The sequence below is a fragment of the Achromobacter spanius genome (assembly GCF_029637605.1).
GTDB classification, from domain to species: domain Bacteria; phylum Pseudomonadota; class Gammaproteobacteria; order Burkholderiales; family Burkholderiaceae_B; genus Achromobacter; species Achromobacter spanius_E.
In genome coordinates this window covers 2,276,311-2,295,809 of sequence record NZ_CP121261.1, presented here as the reverse complement: position 1 = coordinate 2,295,809, position 19,499 = coordinate 2,276,311, and the positions used below count along the sequence as shown (strand labels likewise).

The 19,499-nt window shown below is 65.6% G+C and carries 16 protein-coding genes; 7 read left to right on the top strand and 9 right to left on the bottom strand.

The genetic code is table 11. The annotated features are described in order from the left end of the window. The first annotated feature begins 58 nt into the window (after nt 1-58). The 3 genes from P8T11_RS10075 to P8T11_RS10065 all read left to right on the top strand — a co-directional run bounded on the left by P8T11_RS10075 (nt 59) and on the right by P8T11_RS10065 (nt 3,545). The gene (locus tag P8T11_RS10075; RefSeq protein WP_268082395.1) at nt 59-946 is read left to right on the top strand and encodes an SDR family oxidoreductase; all 888 of its coding nucleotides are present in this window, start codon (nt 59-61) and stop codon (nt 944-946) included. Continuing rightward, the gene (locus tag P8T11_RS10070) at nt 943-2,469 is read left to right on the top strand and encodes an AMP-binding protein (protein ID WP_268082071.1); all 1,527 of its coding nucleotides are present in this window, start codon (nt 943-945) and stop codon (nt 2,467-2,469) included. Before P8T11_RS10075 ends, P8T11_RS10070 begins: the two co-directional genes overlap by 4 nt. 92 nt (nt 2,470-2,561) lie before the next feature. Continuing rightward, nucleotides 2,562-3,545, top strand: coding sequence for a Bug family tripartite tricarboxylate transporter substrate binding protein (locus P8T11_RS10065; protein ID WP_418910313.1), 984 nt, complete (start codon nt 2,562-2,564; stop codon nt 3,543-3,545). 63 nt (nt 3,546-3,608) lie between these two features. On the opposite strand, the gene P8T11_RS10060 is transcribed toward P8T11_RS10065, so the two are convergent. Continuing rightward, entirely contained in the window at nt 3,609-4,520 is a 912-nt protein-coding gene (locus tag P8T11_RS10060; protein WP_268082072.1) for a LysR substrate-binding domain-containing protein, read from the bottom strand. Between the two features lie 369 nt (nt 4,521-4,889). Here P8T11_RS10060 and P8T11_RS10055 point away from each other — a divergent pair, with 369 nt between their 5' ends. Together P8T11_RS10055 and P8T11_RS10050 are read left to right on the top strand one after the other, a co-directional pair. Next, nucleotides 4,890-5,690 carry a pirin family protein gene (locus P8T11_RS10055; protein ID WP_268082073.1) on the top strand — a complete coding sequence of 267 codons (801 nt, stop codon included), beginning with the start codon at nt 4,890-4,892 and terminating at the stop codon, nt 5,688-5,690. Between the two features lie 263 nt (nt 5,691-5,953). Continuing rightward, nucleotides 5,954-8,176 carry a TonB-dependent receptor gene (locus P8T11_RS10050; RefSeq protein ID WP_268082074.1) on the top strand — a complete coding sequence of 741 codons (2,223 nt, stop codon included), beginning with the start codon at nt 5,954-5,956 and terminating at the stop codon, nt 8,174-8,176. A gap of 111 nt (nt 8,177-8,287) precedes the next feature. On the opposite strand, the gene P8T11_RS10045 is transcribed toward P8T11_RS10050, so the two are convergent. The 4 genes from P8T11_RS10045 to P8T11_RS10030 form a co-directional block, all read right to left on the bottom strand. After that, nucleotides 8,288-8,893 carry a hypothetical protein gene (locus P8T11_RS10045; RefSeq protein WP_278072170.1) on the bottom strand — a complete coding sequence of 202 codons (606 nt, stop codon included), beginning with the start codon at nt 8,891-8,893 and terminating at the stop codon, nt 8,288-8,290. A 292-nt stretch (nt 8,894-9,185) separates the two neighbouring features. Continuing rightward, the gene (gene acnB / locus P8T11_RS10040; RefSeq protein ID WP_268082076.1) at nt 9,186-11,777 is read right to left on the bottom strand and encodes a bifunctional aconitate hydratase 2/2-methylisocitrate dehydratase; all 2,592 of its coding nucleotides are present in this window, start codon (nt 11,775-11,777) and stop codon (nt 9,186-9,188) included. 219 nt (nt 11,778-11,996) lie between these two features. After that, complete coding sequence (locus P8T11_RS10035; protein WP_268082077.1) at nt 11,997-12,833, bottom strand: FxLYD domain-containing protein; 837 nt, start codon at nt 12,831-12,833, stop codon at nt 11,997-11,999. Beyond that, complete coding sequence (locus tag P8T11_RS10030; RefSeq protein ID WP_268082078.1) at nt 12,823-13,710, bottom strand: FxLYD domain-containing protein; 888 nt, start codon at nt 13,708-13,710, stop codon at nt 12,823-12,825. The genes P8T11_RS10035 and P8T11_RS10030 overlap by 11 nt, the downstream gene beginning before the upstream one ends. Before the next feature lie 210 nt (nt 13,711-13,920). Here P8T11_RS10030 and P8T11_RS10025 point away from each other — a divergent pair, with 210 nt between their 5' ends. Then, complete coding sequence (locus tag P8T11_RS10025) at nt 13,921-14,685, top strand: sulfite exporter TauE/SafE family protein (protein WP_268082079.1); 765 nt, start codon at nt 13,921-13,923, stop codon at nt 14,683-14,685. Nucleotides 14,686-14,724: 39 nt separating this feature from the next. Here P8T11_RS10025 and P8T11_RS10020 read toward each other — a convergent pair whose 3' ends face one another. The 4 genes from P8T11_RS10020 to P8T11_RS10005 all read right to left on the bottom strand — a co-directional run bounded on the left by P8T11_RS10020 (nt 14,725) and on the right by P8T11_RS10005 (nt 18,476). Next, nucleotides 14,725-15,165, bottom strand: coding sequence for a CBS domain-containing protein (locus P8T11_RS10020; RefSeq protein WP_268082080.1), 441 nt, complete (start codon nt 15,163-15,165; stop codon nt 14,725-14,727). A gap of 133 nt (nt 15,166-15,298) precedes the next feature. Continuing rightward, nucleotides 15,299-16,204, bottom strand: a complete 906-nt coding sequence (locus P8T11_RS10015) for a LysR family transcriptional regulator (RefSeq protein WP_268082081.1) — start codon at nt 16,202-16,204, stop codon at nt 15,299-15,301. 89 nt (nt 16,205-16,293) lie between these two features. After that, nucleotides 16,294-17,301 carry an acyl-CoA dehydrogenase family protein gene (locus P8T11_RS10010; RefSeq protein ID WP_268082082.1) on the bottom strand — a complete coding sequence of 336 codons (1,008 nt, stop codon included), beginning with the start codon at nt 17,299-17,301 and terminating at the stop codon, nt 16,294-16,296. A gap of 17 nt (nt 17,302-17,318) precedes the next feature. Then, entirely contained in the window at nt 17,319-18,476 is a 1,158-nt protein-coding gene (locus P8T11_RS10005) for an acyl-CoA dehydrogenase family protein (RefSeq protein ID WP_268082083.1), read from the bottom strand. 224 nt (nt 18,477-18,700) lie between these two features. Between P8T11_RS10005 and P8T11_RS10000 the strand changes: the two genes are divergently transcribed. Next, nucleotides 18,701-19,486 (top strand): crotonase/enoyl-CoA hydratase family protein, encoded by a 786-nt coding sequence (locus tag P8T11_RS10000; protein WP_268082084.1) that lies wholly within the window; start codon nt 18,701-18,703, stop codon nt 19,484-19,486. Nucleotides 19,487-19,499: the final 13 nt, after the last annotated feature.

Genomic DNA, 19,499 nt, shown 5'->3' with positions numbered 1-19,499 from the left:
ATCTGCTTCCCACACCGGCATTGCGATCAGATCAAGGAGACAAACCATGGTGCAAAGCATGTTCCGCGCGGACCTGTTCCGCGGCCAGCGCATCCTCGTTACGGGAGGCGGCACGGGGCTGGGCCTGGCCATGGCCGAACAATTGGCCTCGCTGGGCGCCACCGTGCATGTGTGCGGCCGCCGCCAGACCGTGGTGGAAGACGCCGCCGCCGCGTTGCGCGCCAAGTACGGCGTCCAGGCCTACGCGCATGCCGTCGACATCCGCGACGCCGACGCGGTGGATGCCATGGTTGCAGGCATCTGGACCACGCACGGCGGGTTGGACGGCCTGGTCAACAACGCGGCGGGCAACTTCATCAGCCCCACCGAGAAATTGTCGGCGCGCGGCTTCAACGCCATCGCCGACACCGTGTTTCGTGGCACCTTCTACATGACGCAGGCGGTGGGCAAACGCTGGATCGCGTCCGGCACGCACGGCGCGGTGGTGTCCATCGTGGTGACCTGGGTGTGGACCGGATCGCCGTTCGTGGTGCCCTCGGCCATGTCCAAGGCCGGCATCGACGCCATGACCAAATCGCTGGCGGTGGAGTGGGGCAGGCATGGCATCCGCCTGAACGCCATTGCGCCGGGGGTTATTCCTACTGAGGGCGCGACGGCGCGCTTGCGTCCCAATGGCGACGGGCAGGACGCCCTGACGCAACAAAACCCCATGCGGCGCCTGGGCACCGGGCACGACATCGGCGAACTGGCGGCCTTTCTGCTGGGGCCGGGCAACGATTGGATCAATGGCCAGACGATTGCACTGGACGGGGGCGATTACCTGGCCAACGGTGCCTACTTCAAGCAGTACTTCGATTGGTCCGACGAAGACTGGGCCGCCGCCCGCACCGCCATCGAAGCGCGCACCGCGGAAGACAAGGCGCAACGCGCGGGGAAGCCGGCATGACGGCACGCATCATTGCCGGGGACCTGAGCCTGACGCGCGAGGCGCTGGTGGCCCGGGGCGAGCAGGTCGCGGCGGGCCTGGCGGCGATGGGCGTACGCGAAGGCGACGTCATCGCGGTGCTGCTGCGCAACGGCATGCCGTACCTGGAAATCATCCAGGCCTGCAAGCGGCTGGGTTGTTATTACTGCCCCATCAATTGGCACTACACGGCTGACGAGGTGGCGTTCCTGGTGGCCGACAGCGGCGCCAGGGTGTTGATCGCTGAAGATGATCTGTGGCGTCAGGTGCACGCCACCTTGCCCGCTGGCCTGCCCGCGCTGCGAGTCGCGGCAACGGGCGATGCGGTGGCTGCTCCGCGCAGCGAAGACGGTGGCGATAGCGCCGACTACAACGCCTGGCGCAACGCACAGCCCCGCTACGACGGCCCGGTGGTCGCCCCGCGCGGCCACATGGCGTACACCTCGGGCACGACCGGCCGGCCCAAGGGCGTGGTGCGCCAGCCGTTCCCGGTGGACCGTCTGGCCGAGCATCTGGCGGCGGTGGAGTCCGTGGTGGAACAGGCCTACGGCCTGCGGCAGGGCTGCCGCGCGCTGCTGCCGGCGCCGATCTATCACAGCGCGCCCAGCGTCTTCGCGCAGGTGGCGCTGCGCGTGTGCGACACGCTGGTGCTGACGGCGCGGTTCGACCCGCTTGAAGTCTTGCGTCTGATCGAGCAGCACCGCATCGACACCGTCTATCTCGTGCCCATCATGTATGTGCGCCTGCTGAAGCTGGATGCGCGCACGCGGGCGTCGTTCGACCTGTCCTCCTTGCGCTTCGTGGCGTCCACCGGCGCTCCCTGCGCGCCCGAACTCAAGCGCGCGATGATCGACTGGCTGGGGCCGGTCATCCATGAAACCTATGCGTCCAGTGAAGCGGGCATGGTGACCGTGATTGATTCGCACGAAGCGCTGGCCAAGCCCGGCAGCGCGGGGCGGCCGATCGGGCCGGCGCAAGTGCGCGTTTACGGCGACGACGGCCGCGTCTGCGCGCCCGGCGAAGTCGGCCGCATCTACGTGCGTCAGCCCGCCTACGCCGACTTCACCTACCGCAACCATCCCGAAGCCCGCCAAGCAGTGGAACGCGACGGGCTGATCGGCCTGGGCGACCTGGGCTATGTGGACGAAGACGGCTACCTGTTCGTGTGCGACCGCGAATCAGACCTGGTGATCTCGGGCGGTGTGAACATTTATCCCGCCGAAATCGAACATCACCTGACCCAGTACCCGGGCGTGGCCGACTGCGCCGTGTTCGGCGTGCCGGACGCGGAATTCGGCGAACGCTTGCTGGGGCTGATCCAGCCCGCGGCCGACACCGACATCAACGTGCAGGACCTGATGCAATGGCTGTCCACCCGCATCGCCCGCTACAAGGTGCCGCGCGAATTGCTGTTGCGCCCGGCGCTGCCGCGCGACGACAACGGCAAGATCGCCAAGCGCCGCTTGCGCGCCGAGTTTTGGGCAGGCCAGGCGCGCAAGGTGTAAGTGCCGGGCCGCCACGCAGCACCGCCCGATTGCCGGGCAACACCACGATAGACGTCAAAAAATCAGAGTCGCCAAAGACTCGGGAGACAAGCATGTTGAAGATGAATCGTTGGATCGGCCGCGCCGCGGCCGCGATGTGCGTTTGCGCGGCCGCCGCGTCGCCTGCGGTGGCGGCGTTTCCCGACCGGCCGCTGAAGCTGGTGGTGCCGTATACGCCGGGCGGCGCGGCCGACCAGTTGTCGCGCGTGCTGGCCGAGCGCCTGTCGCGGGAACTGGCGCAGCCGGTCGTCGTTGAAAACAAGCCCGGCGCCAACACCATGATTGCCGCCACGCAGGTGGCGCGCTCGCAGCCCGACGGCTACACCTTGTTCCTGGCCAGCAACGCCAGCATGGTGCTGAACCCGATGCTCTACCAAAAGATCGCCTACGACGCGGCGCGCGACTTCCGCGTGCTGTCCGTGGTGGCCGAACTGCCGCTGGTGGTGGTGGCCAACAACCAGGTGCCGGCAGCCACGCTGGCGCAATTCGTCAGCGTGGCCAAGGCGCGGCCCGGCAAGCTGAACTACGCCTCGGTCGGCATCGGCAACCCGCTGCAACTGGCGACGGAGCTGCTGAAATCGCGCACCGGCATGGACGTGGCGCACATTCCCTACAACGGCAGCGCGCCCGCGCTCAGTTCGCTGATGGCCAATGACACACAGTTGATGGTCGATGTGATCAGCACGTCGTTGCCGCTGGTCAAGGAGGGCAAGATCAAGGCCCTGGCGGTGACCACGGCCGAACGCCTGCCGGTGCTGCCCGAGGTGCCCACGGTGGCCGAAAGCGGCTTCCCCGGGTTTCGCGCGGCCACGTGGTTCGGGGTTGCCGTGCCTGCGGAAACCCCGGCGGCCGAGGCCGGCGCCCTGCGGGACGCGGTAGCCCGGGTCATGCGCCAGCCGGATTTCCGCGAACGCTTTCAGGCCTTGGGGCTGGTGATCCAGGCGCCGCGTGACCAGGCCGAGACCGAACGCTACGTGGAGGAAGACCGCAAGCGTTGGGGCGAGGTGATCCGGGCGAACCACATCAAGCTGGACTAAGCGGGCGGCGTTACGGCAGAGGGCACGGCGCGCCAGCGGATCACATCACACCAGCGGGTCGTGTCACGCCAGCAAGGCGGGTAGTTCGACCGCCGCCACTTCCAGGAAGCGGCGCAAAGCCAGGGGCTCGCCCCGGCGCGCGGGCATGATGGCGTAGATGCGCGACGGCGCGGCCCGCCAGCCCGGCAGTATCTCGACCAGCTCGCCCTGGGCCAGCATGTTGGCGCACAGGTAGTGCGGAATCAACGCCGCGCCCAGCCCCGTCAGCACCATGGAGCGCAGCGTTGCCATATTGCTGCTCAGGCAACGCGGCTGAAACTCCAGCGACGCCGCTTCGCCGCCCGGGCCGGTAAAGCGCCAAGTGTGCAGATTGTCTTGCGTGGCATGGGCCAGGAGCGGCAGCGCGGCCAGGTCGCGCGGATGGCGCGGCGCGGTCGCCTTTATCAGTGCCGGCGTGCCGATCAGCGTCAAGGGCGCCAGCGCCAACTCGCGGCCGATCAGCCGCGAATCCGTCAGCGGCGCACCCATGGCGCGAAACGCCAGGTCATAGCCTTCGCCCACCAGGTCGATGATTTCATCCCGCGTGTCCAGCAGCACGCGCACGCCGGGATGCGCCAGGCAGAAGCGGGCCACCATATCGCCCAGCAACGTGACCGCCAGCGGCGAAGGCGCGGTGATGCGCATCAGGCCGCTGGGCGTGTCGCCCATGGACGCCGCCAGGTCGAATGCAGTACGGGCCTCGCGGGCCACGGCTTGGGCGTGTACGTAAATCTGTTCACCCATCGGCGTCAGCGACACGCGACGCGTGTTGCGATGAAGTAGCCGCACGCCCAGCCGCGCCTCCAGTTCGGCCACGCGCCGGCTGAGCTTGGAACGCTGCATGTTCAACACGCGCGCGGCAGCCGAGAAGCCGCCTTTCGCGACCACTTCGCTGAACAGCAGCAGATCGTCAAGGTGATACAGGGGCGGGGGCATTGATGAGGCGGCTAGAGGGGGAAGAGGTGAATTGTCCTGTATGGCAGGACAACGATTCCTGAAATTGGCCTCTATTGTCCGCCAGGTGGAACGAATAAGCTTCGGCACTTCAAACGTCGTTTCACACGCGCTTGGGCACGGCAAGCCTCATTCCCCCGCGCTTCGCCCCAGCAAGCGTCATCCCAATCAGGCAGCAGCTTTTTGACTATTCATCTCAGCAACGTCGTTGCCAGCCAGCCGCAAGCAGCCGGCGATTCCTGCACGATCCGTCCGTTTTGCCACGCCGATTTTTACCGCGAGGCTTCCGCGGTTTCTCATCAGGCGCCTTCCCGGGCTTCTTCGCCTTTGATCCGGATGGACCATTTCGCCATGACCGCGTCGGACGCCGTGTTCCCGTCGGTGCCCGGCGCGCGGCCTGGCCTGTGGGTGGCGACGCTGATGCTGGAGGATTGCCGAGGCCTAATGCATCGCCTGGGCGGCAACGGCGAAGACCATCAACTGCAGGCCGGGGATCTGCTCTGGACTCGGGAAGACGCCGGCGTCATGCGAGCCCGGGCGCCAGGGGAGGGAGCGTCGCCGAGCGCTGAGCTACGGTTGAACGGCCTGCGCATGGTGGTGGGCCTGCATGGCGAGTCCGAACCGGGAGCCGGCCCGGAATCCGAATCTGAACCCCAGGCTTTGCGCGCCACGCCTGCGTTGCTGCGTGGCTGGCAGATGCCGGTGATACAGACCGATGCAGGCCGCATTCGGGTGGCGGCGGGTAGCCATGCCGGTTCGCAGTCGCCCCTGGCCACGCCTGCGCCCATGACCATTCTGGACGCCTGGCTGCGCCCCGGCGCAACCCAGTTGGTGCCGCTGGCGCCGGGCTGGAGCGCCTGGGTCTACGCGGTATCCGGCGAGCTTGGGGTGCGGGCCAGGCATCGTCGAATCGGGGCGCCGCCCTTGCCCCGGCAAGCGGGTGGCGACCTGGACTTCGCGGTGCTTGACGCGGGATCGGCCCTGGTCGCGTCGTCCTCGGTCGGCGACGAAGAAGGTGTGCTGGTCTTGATGGCGGGCAGGGTGCCCGCTCACTTTGTGCTGGTCGGCGGCATTAGCAGCGCGGTCGGGGCGGTCAGCGTACCGCCGTCGGCAATGTCCCGACGTAATGGCGCCAAGTCAGTCGCGGCTTGACCCTGCTGGCATCAGGGATGTCTGTTGTGTGACGGCAACGTCAATCAACGCAAATAATGGGGAAGTATTGAGAATGATTATCGGTTTGATAACATTTGCGACTCAAGACCTCAAGACCCCCTTGGTGAACGGGCTCGGTCAGGGCCTGATGCCAGGCTTCCGCGGTAGTGCCCACTGATAAGCCGTTTTCCGTGCGTGACCCAATCGGGATTGTGTGTTTTTTCGCGCGGCAACGCGCCTCACCTTCCTCTCTTGATCCCGATATGAAAATTCGAACTCTCGCTTGCATGGCCGCGACGCTGCCATGCATGGGCGTCGTCCACGCGCAAACCGCCACCCCTGTCCAAGCGCAACCCGCCACGGACAGCAGCTCGGTGGTGTCGATGCAAGCCATCAAGGTAGAGGCCAGCGCCGACGCATCGGCCGGCGGCCTGGCTCCGGCGTTCGCGGGCGGGCAGGTGGCCACGGGCGGCCGGGTGGGCGTGTTGGGCACGCTGGACAACATGAGCACGCCGTTCAGCATCACCAGCTACACGAACGAACTGATCCAGGACAAGCAGGCCCGCAGCGTGGGCGATGTCTTGCAGAACGATTCGGGCGTGCGCGTGGCACGCGGCTTCGGCAATTTCCAAGAGTCCTATTTCATCCGCGGCTTCATCCTCAGTTCGGACGACGTGGCCTACAACGGCCTGTACAGCCTGCTGCCGCGCCAGTACATCGCCACCGAACTGTTCGAGCGCGTGGAAGTGCTGCGCGGCGCAACCGCTTTCCTGACGGGCGCCACGCCCGGCGGCGGCGGCATCGGCGGCGTGATCAACCTGGTGCCCAAGCGCGCCCCGAACGAGCCGCTGACCCGCATCACCACCGGCGTTTCCAGCGGCGGCCAGTTCCAGGTCTCCACCGACATCGCCCGCCGCTTTGGCCCGGACGACAGCACCGGCATCCGCCTGAACGCCGCGCAACGCAGTGGCGACACGGGCATTGACGACGAACATTCGCGCACCAGCCTGGTGTCGTTGGGCCTGGATTGGCGCTCGGCGGACACGCGCTTGTCGGCGGATATCGGCTGGCAGGAAAACAAGCTGAAGCGGGCGCGTCCGAATGTGACGCTGGGCTCGGGGGTGACCACCGTGCCCGATGCGCCGGACGCAAGCTCCAACTACGCGCAACCGTGGTCGTATTCAAATGAGCGTGATGTGTTCGGCACCGTGCGCGCGGAACATGACTTCAGCGACAAGCTGACCGGCTGGGCCGCGTATGGCTTCCGCCGCAGCGACGAAGCGAACTCATTGGGCAACGTGACGTTGACGAACGGCAGCACGGGCGATGGCACGTTCTACCGCTTTGACAACACCCGTGAAGACAGCGTCAATACGGGCGAATTCGGCCTGCGCGCCAAAGTGCGTACTGGCCCGGTCGGCCACGAAATCGTCGCATCGGCATCCTTCTTCGATCTTAAGAAGAAGAACGCCTACATCATGGATTTCGGGAACACATTCCCGACGAATATCTACGACCCGATCTCCTACGACAAGCCTGCCTTCAGCGCGGGTGCATTGCGCGGCAACGATATCGACAACCCCGCGTTGCAAGGACGCACGCGGATGAGCAGCTACGCGCTGGGCGACACGATGTCGTTCCTGGACGACAAGGTGCTGCTCACCTTGGGCATCCGTCATCAGCGCTTGTCGCAGCGTGATTACGCCTACAACACGGGTAATGAAAGTGGCGCCTACGATGCCAGCCGCAACTCGCCGGCCGCCGGTATCGTCTTCAAGGTGGCACCCAGTGTTTCGCTGTACGCCAACTACATCGAAGCCTTGGTCGCGGGGCCGACCGCGCCCGCCAATGCCAACGGCAAGCCGGTGCCTAACGTCGGCCAAAGCCTGCAACCGTACGTGTCCAAGCAAAAGGAAATCGGCGTGAAGTACGAAGGCGACGGCCTTGGCGCTGGCTTGGCCCTGTTCTCCACCGACAAGCCGCGCGCCTTGTACAACGCCAACAACGAGCTGACCACGTCGGGCAAAGACCGCCACCAAGGTGCGGAGCTGACCGTCTACGGCGAGCCCATCAAGAGCGTGCGTGTGCTGGGCGGCTTGACCTGGCTGGATGCCGAGCAACGTTCCACCGGCAACGCCTCGCTGGATGGCAACCGCGTGATCGGCGTGCCGCGCTTCCAGGCCAACATGGGCGTGGAATGGGATATCCCGGGTGTGCAAGGTCTGGCCGTGGACGGCCGCGTCGTCTACACCGGTTCGTCCTACGCGGATGACGCCAACACGCTCAAAGTCCCCGGCTGGACCCGCTTTGACGCTGGCGTGCGCTACATGACGGACGTAGGCGGCCATCTGGTCACCTTGCGCGCCCGCGTGGAGAACATCGCCAACCGCAACTACTGGTCGTCGGTGGGCGGCTACCCGGGCAACGGCTACCTGGTGCTGGGCGGCCCGCGCACCTTCCTGCTGTCGGCAAGCATGGACTTCTGATCGAGGCGGCCGGCTTCGGCCGGCATGCCACAAAAATCCTGGCCTGGTGCCGGGATTTTTATTTTGGGGGGAAAGCAGGGGGATATCAGGCGGCATCTTGAAACGCCTTAATCATCCCTCACCAAAACCACCCCCGCGCGTCAAATCCGCCTCGCAGCTCTTGTATTGCGACGTGAACTTATCCGCGCGCGCCTTGACCTTCAGCGACACCGTTTTCAACCATGCCTTGCGGTCGTAGCTGCGGTTGCGGTAGCCCGTCCAGCCTTCGTGGTAGTTCAGGTATTGGCCGTACGCGTCCCATTTGGATACGCCGTTGATGCGCTGGCTTTTGCTCATGTACCAGCCCATGAAGTCCAGGGCGTCGGCGAAGTCGTCGCGGCTGGCGCCCCAGCTTCCGGCATCGCGCTTGTAGTCGGCCCAGGTTTCGTCCTTGGCTTGCGCGTAGCCGTAGGCGGAACTGACGCGGCCCCAGGGGATGAAGCCCAGGAAGTAGTAGCGGGGCGGCAGGGCGTCCTGTTTGTAGGAGGACTCCTGATACATCATCGCCATGGGCACCGGCACGGGGGCGCCCCATTTCTTTTGCACCTTCAGGGCGGCGTCGTGCCAGTCCGGCTTTTCGCGGAAGATCGCACAAATGTTCTCGGGGTTGGATGGCGGCGCCGTGGCGCAACCGGCAAGCGCCAGCAGTAGCAGCGGCGGCAGCAAAAGCCGGGTCATTGGCGGGCTTCCTCCTTCGGGTCATGGCGCGCGCGGATTGCTGCGCCGAGGCAAGGGTCACAAAGTACCGCGATTGTATGAAAACGTATCGAGGGAAAAGTTTCCTGTTCGGATGCTTGCTCAGGCGTTCAGGCAGGAGCCGCTGAAAGCCGATGCCGGCACCTGATGCCGAAAGCTCGCCGTCTGAAGTCCACCTTCCGAAATCCGCCCCGCAAAGAAAACGGCCCCGGATTGCTCCGGGGCCGTCGTTCCTACCGCAAGCAGGTCAAGACACCTGGCTAGCGTGCAAGGCTTACACCTCGATCACGTCCGCCACGTCCTTGTAGTCCGCGATCTTGTCGAAGTTCAGGTACTGATAGATCTGGTCGCCGCTCTTGTTGATGACGCCCATGTCGGCCATGTACTCGTCCTTGGTCGGGATGCGGCCCAGCTTCGAGCAGATGGCGGCAAGTTCCGCCGACCCCAGGTACACGTTCGTGTTCTTGCCCAGGCGGTTCGGGAAGTTGCGGGTGCTGGTCGACATGACGGTCGCGCCTTCGCGTACTTGTGCCTGGTTACCCATGCACAGCGAGCAGCCCGGCATTTCCGTGCGGGCGCCGGCGGTGCCGAAGACGCCATAGTGGCCTTCTTCAGTCAACTGCGTGGCGTCCATCTTGGTGGGCGGGGCAACCCACAGCTTGACCGGGATGTCGCGCTTGCCTTCCAGCAGCTTGGACGCCGCGCGGAAGTGGCCGATATTGGTCATGCAGCTGCCGATGAACACTTCGTCGATCTTGGCGCCGGCGACTTCCGACAGCGTCTTCACGTCGTCCGGGTCGTTCGGGCAGGCCACGATGGGCTCGTGCACGTCGGCCAGGTCGATTTCGATGATGGCGGCGTATTCGGCGTCGGCGTCCGGTTCCAGCAGCTTGGGGTCGGCAAGCCAGGCTTCCATGGCCTTGATGCGGCGGCCCAGCGTGCGTTCGTCTTCGTAGCCGTTGGCGATCATCCACTTCAACATCACGATGTTGCTGTTGATGTATTCGATGATCGGTTCCTTGTTCAGGAACACCGAGCAGCCGGCGGCCGAACGTTCAGCGGACGCGTCCGACAGTTCGAAAGCTTGCTCGACCTTCAGGTCCGGCAGGCCTTCGATTTCCAGGATGCGACCCGAGAAGATGTTCTTCTTGCCTTGCTTGGCAACCGTCAGCAAACCTTGCTTGATGGCGTACAGCGGGATGGCGTTGACCAGGTCGCGCAGGGTGACGCCAGGTTGCAGCTTGCCCTTGAAGCGGACCAGCACCGATTCCGGCATGTCCAGCGGCATCACGCCGGTGGCGGCGGCAAAGGCGACCAGGCCCGAACCGGCGGGGAACGAAATGCCGATCGGGAAGCGCGTGTGCGAATCGCCGCCGGTGCCGACGGTGTCGGGCAACAGCATGCGGTTCAGCCACGAGTGGATCACGCCGTCACCCGGACGCAGCGACACGCCGCCACGGGTGCTGATGAATTCCGGCAGCGTGTGGTGCGTCTTGACGTCCACGGGCTTGGGGTAGGCGGCCGTGTGGCAGAACGACTGCATCACGAGGTCAGCCGAGAAGCCCAGGCAAGCCAGGTCCTTCAGTTCGTCGCGGGTCATCGGGCCGGTGGTGTCCTGGCTGCCGACCGAGGTCATCTTCGGTTCGCAGTAGGTGCCCGGGCGGATGCCCTTGCCGTCCGGCAGGCCGCAGGCACGGCCAACCATCTTCTGGGCCAGCGTGTAACCCTTGCCGGTATCGACCGGGTCATTGGGCAGGCGGAACAGCGTCGACGGGGCCAGGCCCAGTGCTTCGCGCGCCTTGCTGGTCAGGCCACGGCCGATGATCAGCGGAATGCGGCCACCGGCGCGCACTTCGTCGAACAGCACGTCGGACTTCACTTCGAATTCAGCGATGACTTGGCCGTTCTTGATGGCTTTGCCTTCGTACGGGCGCAGTTCGACGACGTCGCCCATTTCCATCTTGGAAACGTCGAGTTCGATCGGCAGCGCGCCGGCGTCTTCCATCGTGTTGTAGAAGATGGGGGCAATCTTGTTGCCCAGGCACACGCCGCCAAAACGCTTGTTCGGCACGAAGGGAATGTCTTCGCCCGTGAACCACAGCACCGAGTTGGTGGCCGACTTGCGCGACGAACCCGTACCGACCACGTCGCCCACGTAGGCAACCAGGTGGCCTTGTTCCTTCAACGATTCAATGAACTTGACCGGGCCGCGCTTGCCGTCTTCTTCCGGTTCGAACGCCGCGCCGTCGCGCTTGTTCTTCAGCATCGCCAGGGCGTGCATCGGGATGTCGGGGCGGGTGGTGGCGTCGGGCGCGGGCGACAGGTCGTCGGTGTTGGTTTCGCCAGGCACCTTGAAGACGGTGATGGTCAGGCTTTCCGGCAGTTCCGGACGGCTGGTGAACCATTCGGCGTCAGCCCAGCTTTGCATCACGGACTTGGCGTTGGCGTTGCCCTTGTCGGCCTTTTCCTTCACGTCATGGAAGGCGTCGAACATCAACAGGGTCTTTTTCAGCGCATCGGCGGCGATGGTGCCGATTTCCGCATCGTCCAGCAGGTCGACCAGCGGGCCAATGTTGTAGCCGCCGAGCATCGTGCCCAGCAGTTCCGTCGCCTTGGCACGGCTGATCAGCGCACAAGCTTCCTTGCCCAGCGCCACGGCGGCCAGGTAGGACGCCTTCACCTTGGCGGCATCGTCCACGCCGGCCGGCACACGGTGGGTCAGCAGTTCGACCAGGTTCTGCTCCTCGCCAGCGGGCGGGTTCTTCAGCAGTTCGATCAGTTCGGCGGTTTGTTTAGCCGTCAGGGGCAGCGGGGGAATCCCCAGAGCCGCGCGTTCGGCAACGTGTTGGCGGTAGTTATCCAGCATGTGAGGCCTGCTCAAAAGTCGGGTTGGAAGAAGGGTTGTCGGGCGGAATTGTAGAGGCAACAGAAGGCGCTAGCAAATGTCTTATATCTTATATAAGACCTGAGCCGATAGCTGTTGCGTTGCGGCGACGCGGGGTGGGCGCCACGCTGGGTGCGGGCCGGCACAGACGCCAGCACAGACGCAGGCACAGACGCCAACAGGTGCCGGCACTAGCGCCGACTAGCGCGCCGCGACGTCGTACACCACGCCCACCCGTGCAAAATTCCCGCCGTGCTGCTTGACGATGACCTCGAACGGGGCGCTCTCGCCCGGTTGCAGCTTGGGCAGGCGCAGTTCCTTGAAAGTGGCGCCGCTGAGCTTGTCCTGGGCGTCATACAGGCTGACCCAGACCCGCACGTTGTTCACTTCCGCCTGGTCTTCATTGCGCACGCGGCCCGTCACGGTGACGTATTTGTAACGGTAGCGGTAGCTGAAGTTCAGCGTCCCGGTGCCGATACCGGTCTCGGTGTTGTCGACACTGATGTCCAGCTTTGGCCGGGGGCCGGGCAGGGCGGCTCGCTTGGCGGGCATCCAGTCGGTCTTGACCTCGGTATAGCGGTCGTAGCTGCCGCCAACCAGCGCCACCGGCACGCGCTCGCCCGGGTACAGATAGGCGGGTAGGGTCCAGTCCTGCCGTACCTTCAGCGGGGTCGAGCCGTCGAACACGGTGATCTGTGCCTTGGGCGACAGCGCCACGTAGTCCGGGCTGGTGTTGACGACTTCCGCGTACATAAGTGGCCGGTCAATTTCATCCAGCAGGCGGCGCGGCGGGGACAAGGTCAGCGCTTTGTTATCGAACAGCGCAAAGCCGGGGTCCAGCAGTTCTTCGGTGGTCAGGCGCACGTGGTCGATCACCCGCACCTCGGCCGGGCTGACCCGCACGATGCGGGACGCGGAATCGGCTTCCTTGGGCGTTTCCGCCCTTGAGGACGCCTGGGCGGCCGTCAAAATCATCAGCACCGATACGGCCTTGATCGGCCAGGACAGCGGCGGGGCGCCGCGACGATCAGCTTTCACTTTGCACCATGTAGTCGTAGGACGCGACCTTGCCGTCGGCCAGCATTTCACAACGCACGTCGAACGCCGTCAGCGCACCGGGCGCCAGCGGGTTGGCCGTGGCGTAGCCGTTGCCGGTGCCGATCATCGTGCCGTCTTCGCCGTACAGCATGACGGTGATCTGCGTGCTGCCCGCCTGCGCGTCGCCCTCGTTTTTCACCAGGCCCACCAGGCGGTAGGCGCCGTCGTTCTTCACCAGTTGCACCTTGCTGGGCGTGACCTGGTTGTTCTTGCCGCGCGCGGCCCTGGGCGTGGCCACCTCAAGCGTGTAGCGCGAGTAGGTCTTGTCAGGCACCGAGATCAGCACGGGCACGTATTCACCCGGCTGCAACGAGCGCGCCGACGGCGATGCCGACGATGACGACAGCGTCAGCTCGCCTTGGTAGAAGGTTGCCGTGACGCGGGGCGGGTCGATCTTCCTGCCGGTTTCGTTGCGCATGATCATCACCAACTGCTTGCGCCCATGCGTCTGGGTTTCGCGCACGTCCGTCAGCTTGACCTTGGCGGCATCGATGGGCGGCGTGACGGGTTGCGCGCGGTAGGGCGCCGACGGGCGACTTGAGGTCAACATCGACGCCACCAGCGGAATGGCCACTACCGCCGCCACCACCAGCGCGATGATCGCCACCACGCGGGGCTTGATCGGCGCAGGGTGGGCGGGCCGCTGCATGCCCGCCAGGATCTTCTCCAGCCGCTGCGCAACGTCGTCCTCTACCAGCGTCAGCGCGTGGCAGTGATTGCAGCGGTATTCGTTGGGGGCGAGCTTGGTGAACTGTGCGCTGCCGCAAGTCGAGCAGGTCAGCGTGACCGTGTTGATCGTAGTGTGTCGGGGCGTCATTCTGTGCGGGGTTGACCGGGGCAAAGCGGACAGGGGGACAGGGCGGGAAGGATAGCGGCAGGGCATCGCTCTCGGGGTGCGGGTGCGCTTCCGGTTGTGACAATATGTGCCTGCCGTTGACGGTGGCTGCCCGCTTTTGGCTCGTGGCCCTGGCCTAAGCCACCGATGCCTGGGTGATATCATCGCCGCGACTACACCCCACCCCTCCGCATGACCCTCACCCATCACTTGCTATTCCTGGCCTGCGTGGCGCTCGCCACCTATGCCCAGACCATGACCGGCTTTGCGTTCGGTCTCGTGCTTCTGGGCCTGTCCGGCGTATTCCAGTTGGCCTCGGTGGCCGAAGTAGCCAATGTGGTCAGCGTGCTGTCGCTGGTGAATGCCGCCGTCACGCTGGCGCGCACCAAGCCGCAAGTGAACTGGTCGCTGATGCGGCCCGCCATGATCGCCAGCTTTGTCGGCGTGGGCGTGGGTGTTGCCGCGTTGACGTGGATCAGCGGCTCAATGACGGTGTTGTTGCAGTTGCTGCTGGGCATCACGATCCTGGCTTGTGCCGTGCTGCTGGTGGCGCGCGCCAAACCGTTGGAACGCCTGTCGTCCAAGGCGTCCTTCTGGTTCTTTGGTGGCATATCCGGGGTGTTGGGCGGCCTGTTTTCCAGCGCCGGGCCGCCGATGGTGTATCACCTGTATCGCCAACCCTTGCCCTTGGTGGCCATCCGCAACAGCCTGCTGGTGCTGTTTTCGCTGAATTCCGTGGTGCGCCTGACGCTGGTGACCGGGCAGGGCGAATTCGAGGCCTCGTCGTTCTGGCTCAGCGTGTATGCGCTGCCCGTTGTGATCATCGTGACGTGGGCGGCGCGGCGTTTCAGCACGTCCGGGTCCATGAAGACCGTCAAGCGCATGGTGTTCGTGCTGTTGCTGGCGGCAGGCATGGGCCTGATCGTGCCGGCGGCGCGGATACTGGCGGCGGGGTAGCCGCCAGCGCCGCGTTGGCGCGGGGTTGCGCCAAGCAGCCTAGGCGTGCCCGCCGCTGATGTAGCGTTCCAGCTCGTGGATGATGAATTTCTGTTCGCTCATGACGTCCTTGACCAAGTCGCCAATGGAGAGCAGGCCAATGAGCTTTTGCTTGTCGATGACCGGAAGATGGCGAAAATGCCGTTCGGTCATCATGGCCATACAGTGTTCCCGCGTATCGGCAGGCCCCACGTAATAGACCGAGTCGGTCATGATGTCGCGCACTTTGGTGCTGCGCGATGAACGATCCTGCAGGACGACTTTGCGGGCGTAATCGCGCTCGGAGAGCATGCCCAGCACCGTTTCCCCTTCCACGACCACCACCGCGCCGATGCCGCGTTCCGCCATGGTCTTGATGGCGTCGAACACCGAGGAATCGGGTGAAACCGTCACCACGGAATGGTTCGACTTTTCCCTGAGAATCTCAGCCACTGTTTTCACGATGTGCTCCCGTATCGCTGACAAGGTTCAACCGCGGACCGCGCGTTGCGCCCTGCGATAAAGGTCAGGGCGGCGCGGCGCGGTCATGCTCCATCCTAAGCCTGCCGGCCACCTTGCCGCAAGCGCGGCGCCGTTATTTGGCTGGCCGGGGGCGAAAGGCGTGGACGGCCAGCTCGCGCAGGTTGCGCGCGGCGCTGCGTTCGGTAGCGGGATTCCAGGCCAGGGAGATGCCAATCGTGGTGTCGGCGGGAAAATCCGACAGTGTCTTGGTGACCACGTTCGAACCGGGATGGCGGCGGGCGCCGGCCGGAACCAGCGCGACCCCCAGCCCGCTTTCAACCAGGCTCAACAAGGTTTGCACCTGCACCGCCTCTTGCGTGATGCGGGGCGTGAAGCCGCGCAACTGGCAAGCGTTGATGGCGGCCATGCGCAAGCCCGCGGCTTCGGTTGCGGTGTACATGATGAAGGCCTCGTCGGCCAGGTCGGCCAGCCGAAGTCGGCCCCGGCGCGCCAGGGCATGGCCCTTGGGCACGGCCAGCACGAAGTTCTCGGTGGTCAGGGGGGCAAGCCGAACGTTCGAGCCCATGGCCACCGGCACGCGCACGATGCCGACTTCCAGGGCGTCGTCGGCCAGGTCCTGCATGATGCGGATGGACGTGGCTTCGCGCAGCACCACCGTCACGCCCGGATAGCGTTGGCGGAACAAGGGCAGCACGCGCGGCAGGATGGCGTGCGTGGCCGACCCGACGAAGCCGACGCGCACCGTGCCACCTTCGCCCGCCGCGCCGGCGCGCGCGGCCAGCCGGAATTGCTCGGCATGGAACAAGGCGCGGCGCGCTTCGTCCAGCGCCGCCAGGCCGGCCTCGGTCAGTTGCACGCCTTGGCGGCCGCGCACGAACAGCGGCACGCCCACGCTCTCTTCCAGCTTGCGGATCGACACCGACAGCGGCGGCTGCGACATATGCAGCTTTTCCGCGGCGCGGTGAAAATTCAAGGTGTCGGCAAGCACCAGGAATTGCTGTAGATGACGGAAATCCATGAGGGCGGTCCAAGGCGGCGGCGGCCTTCGATAATACGTGGACGCTATCGTCGTCGCCATCCGTCCAAGCCTTTCGGTATCAACAGTACCTAGGCCATGCCTTGCAGCGTGGTGCGTACCGTGTCCAGCGCGCTGGCGTTGCTGGCCAGCGCATGCGCGCCGATGCGTTCATGCCAGTAGGATTCCGACCCTGCCGCCCGCCGCCAGTCGCGCAAGCGGCGCGTATACAACTGCAAGTCGAATTCCGCCGTGATCCCCATGGCGCCATGCACGGCATGCGCAATGTCGGCCACGAGTGGCGCCGCCTGGCTGGCGCGCGCCTTGCCCACGGCCGCCAGCAGGGCTTGCGGCAAGCCGTCGCGGCCTTGAAACGCCAGTTGGGCGCCCATGCGCGCCGCCCATACCTGTTCGGCCATCACGCTGATCTGCTGCTGCACGGCCTGAAAGCGGCCGATGGCGCGGCCGAACTGCGTGCGTGTGTTGGCGTGCGCAAGCGTCATGTCCAGCACCCGTTCCATCGCGCCGGCCATCAGGCCTGCATAGGCGACGGCCGCCAGCGTATCCAGCGCCGGCCCGCTGCCCAGGCATTGCGCGTCCGCCATCGCCCAGGATGCCTCGCCGTCCAATGAGCCATGCACGCCATTGTGGTGGACACATCCCGCCTGCACGGGCAGCAACCAGGCCTGCCCGTTGATCTCTGCCAGCACGTGGGCGGCCGTACGAACCCAGGGCACGTTGATGCCCGTGATGCGCTTGCCATCCATCGCCAGGCCATAAGGCGCGATGGCGATGGCGCCCGCCGGCCTTGCCTGCGGTGCCTGCCCGATAGCCGCCAGCCAGGCGCGCGCCAGCATCGTCTGCGCGATGGGATAGGGGCACAGGTGGCGGCCCGCCGCCACCGCCACGGGCAGGGCATCAGCCAGCACAAGCCCGGCGCCACCCTGGGATTCCGGTACCAGCGCGTCCGCGAAGCCCGCGTCCTCGCAGGCCTGCCAGGCGGCGTCGATGGGCAGGCCTTGTTCGGCGGCGCGCAGCAGCGCGGGTGTGCAGGTTTGAGCGAACAGGCGTTCGGCGGCGTCGCCAAGCAAGGTGTCCATGGGGGGTGTCCGGGAGGTTATCGAAGGCCAAGGCCGCGTGCGATGATGCCGCGCAGAATTTCGCGCGTGCCGCCACGCAAGGAAAAGGTGGGGGCAATCTGTTCCAGGTAGGCCAGCGTGCGCAGCAGCGGCAAGGGCGTTGGCACATCCGCTTGGCGGCCCAGCGCATCGCCGATAAGTTGCGGAATGCGTTGTTCCAGTTCGGTGCCCAGGTCTTTGACCAACGCGGCCTCGGTGGCCGGGCTTGCTCCGGCCGCCAGCTTGCCCGCCACCGCCAGCGACAGGGCGCGCAGCACCGCCATCTGCGACAAGATGGCGCCCAGCGTGGCGCGGCTGGCGGTGTTGTCCGACAGGCCGCGGCAATGCGTCAACCAGCATTCCAGCAGCGCCATGCTGGAATACAAGCGTTCGGGGCCGCTGCGCTCGAAGGCCAGTTCAGCATTCACCTGCGCCCAGCCCGCGCCTTCCTCACCGATCAGTGCATCGGCAGGCAGCTCCACGTTGTCGAAGAACACTTCCGAGAAATGCGCATCGCCCGTCAGGTCTTGTATGGGGCGCACGGTCACGCCGGGCAGCGACAGGTCCACGATCAGTTGCGACAAGCCTTGATGCCGGTCTTCGGGGGTGCCCGACGTGCGGACCAGCGCAATCATGTAGTGCGAGCGGTGCGCGTTGGTCGTCCAGATCTTGCTGCCGTTCAAGCGCCAGCCGCCGCGTTCGGCGCTGATCGGGTCTGCGCGGGTACGGATGCCAGCCAGGTCGGAGCCGGCCCCGGGCTCGCTCATGCCGATGCAGAAGAAGGCATCGGCGCGGCAGATGCGCGGCAGGTAGAACGCGCGTTGCGCGGGCGAGCCGTATTTCAGGATCAAGGGCGCGCTCTGGCGGTCGGCGATCCAGTGCGCCGACACCGGTGCCCCCGCGCCCAGCAATTCTTCCGACAGCACGAAGCGCGCGAAGTGGCCGCGCTCGGCGCCGCCGTATTCGCGCGGCAGCGTCAGGCCTAGCCAACCGCGTTCGGCAAGCTGGCGGCTGAAGCCGGCATCAAAACCCATCCAGGAACGCGCGCGTTCGTCGGGCTCCAGGCCGTCCAGCGTGTCCGCCAGAAAGGTGCGAACCTCAGCGCGCAAGGCTTCGTCGGCGGACGGAATGGTGCTCAGTTCCAGCGTATCGATCATGGCGGTGAACCGAAAGGGGTGGCATGCCCAAGGCGGGCGCATCCAACGACTATCACTGAGCGCGCAGACAGGCGTCCAATATTATTTTCAGGATTTTCGATACCGATTTCATATCAAGCAACCCAAAACTAATATTGGACGATGCCCGGGCGCGGAGCCTACGCTGAAGGCTTTCGCCGCTGCGCGCGCCGGCGATCCATGAACTTTCATTTCAGGAGCACAACATGACGGAACTCGTGCATTTCGAGCTGGACGCGGACGGCGTGGCCACGCTGACGCTGGACGATCCGGCCACGCGCAACGCCTTGACCGGCAGCGACATCGTGGACCAGATGCTGGCCGTGTTTGCGCGCATTGAACGCGACCCGGCCGTGCGCGTGCTGATCCTGACCGCGGCGGGCAAGGCGTTTTCGTCCGGCGGCAACATCAACGAGATGCAGCGGCAGATCGGCCCCGAGGTCGGCAGCGCGGAACTGCGTCAGGAATACCGGCACGGCATTCAACGCCTGCCGCTGGCGCTGCATGCGCTTGAGGTGCCGACGATTGCGGCGGTGAACGGGCCGGCCATCGGCGCGGGCTGCGACCTGGCCTGCATGTGCGACGTGCGCATCGCGTCGGAAGCCGCCACGTTTGCCGAAAGCTTCGTCAAGCTGGGCATTATTCCCGGTGACGGCGGCGCGTGGTTTCTGCCGCGCCTGATCGGCATGGCGCGCGCCGCCGAAATGTCGTTCACCGGTGACGCCATCAGCGCGGCCACCGCGCTGGAATGGGGCTTGGTGTCGCGCGTGGTGCCGGCCGTGGAACTGTTGCCCGCCGCGCGCGCGCTGGCGAGCCGCATGGCCGCCAACTCGCCCCAGGCCGTACGGCTGACCAAGCGGCTCTTGCGTGAAAGCCAGCATGCGCGGCTGGACGCCTTGCTGGAACTGTCGGCGGCCTATCAGGCGCTGGCCCACAAGACCGACGCGCACGCGGATGCCGTCGCCCAATTCCTTGCGGCGCGGCGGCGCTAGGCCAGCGGTATGA